General features: G+C 36.0%; 2 protein-coding genes. Both read left to right on the forward strand.

Annotated features, from left to right (window positions below):
- The first annotated feature begins 165 nt into the window (after positions 1–165).
- The gene (locus FDX22_RS21265; protein WP_036851120.1) at positions 166–732 is read left to right on the forward strand and encodes a DUF1071 domain-containing protein; all 567 of its coding nucleotides are present in this window, start codon (positions 166–168) and stop codon (positions 730–732) included.
- A gap of 4 nt (positions 733–736) precedes the next feature.
- A complete protein-coding gene (locus FDX22_RS21270) occupies positions 737–1,096 on the forward strand; it encodes a single-stranded DNA-binding protein (protein WP_036851122.1) in 360 nt (119 codons plus the stop codon).
- The last annotated feature ends 113 nt before the right edge of the window (positions 1,097–1,209 follow it).

Here is a 1,209-nt window from a genome sequence, read left to right on the forward strand (position 1 = left end):
ATTTAATGAAGCAAATCATGCAAGCGAGAAAGGTAAACTTTACTTTGGGCATGCTTTTCACACTTTGTCAAAAAAGTATGCTTCGGAGTTTTATTTATCTAGTGAATCTGATTTGACAAAAGCCTCAGAGCTTAAAAGCCAAGGTTGGAGAGAAGAGGTTATCGAATGAGTGTATTTGAAGAACTAAGCGTTATTAATGTAAATGATAAGAAAAGCAAAAAGAATAATTTAGATTATCTTAGTTGGGCATATGCATGGTCTGAAGTTAAAAAAGTATATCCTGAAGCTAACAGTAAAGTTTATGAAAATGAACAAGGGTTAAATTATCACACAGACGGTCGCACAGCATGGGTTAAGGTTGGTATGACTATTGAGGGCTTGGAGCACATTGAATACTTGCCTGTAATGGACTATCGTAACCAATCTATCCCAGTTGAAAAACTGACTTCTATGGACGTAAATAAAGCCATTCAGCGTGGACTAGTTAAGGCAATTGCTCGTCATGGTTTAGGGCTATATATTTATGCAAATGAAGATTTACCAGTTCTAACAGAAGAACAAAAAGAGCTTGAAGCAGAAAAACAACGACTTAGAGAGATTCAGCCACTTATAAAACGAGCTGAACAACTAGGATACCAAAATATTGACAGCTTGAAAAATAAGACTAAAAAAGAAATTACCGACATCATGAAGATTTGGTTAGCACAGCAAGAAACAGAAAAAGGGGAATAATTAAATGGCAATCATCACAGTAACAGCACAAGCGAATGAAAAAAATACACGTACAGTAAGTACAGCAAAAGGCGATAAGAAAATTATTTCAGTCCCATTATTTGAAAAAGAAAAGGGATCTAACGTAAAAGTTGCGTACGGTTCGGCTTTCTTGCCTGATTTCATTCAATTAGGTGACACAGTAACGGTCAGCGGTCGTGTACAAGCCAAGGAATCAGGAGAATACGTAAATTATAACTTTGTTTTCCCTACGGTTGAAAAAGTATTTATCACTAATGATAATAGTAGTCAATCACAAGCTAAACAAGACTTATTTGGTGGTTCTGAACCTGTTGAAGTTGATGAATCAGAACTTCCTTTCTAGAAAGGTGGTTACATGTACACAGAAGAAGAGAGAGAGCAAATTATCGACATCGTGGATAAAATGAGCTTATTAAGACAAGACTTTGACGGAGCTTTCGCTTGGATCAAGGAAAA

Origin of the sequence: Citrobacter sp. TBCS-14, assembly GCF_005280805.1 — a bacterium.
GTDB classification, from domain to species: domain Bacteria; phylum Pseudomonadota; class Gammaproteobacteria; order Enterobacterales; family Enterobacteriaceae; genus Citrobacter; species Citrobacter gillenii.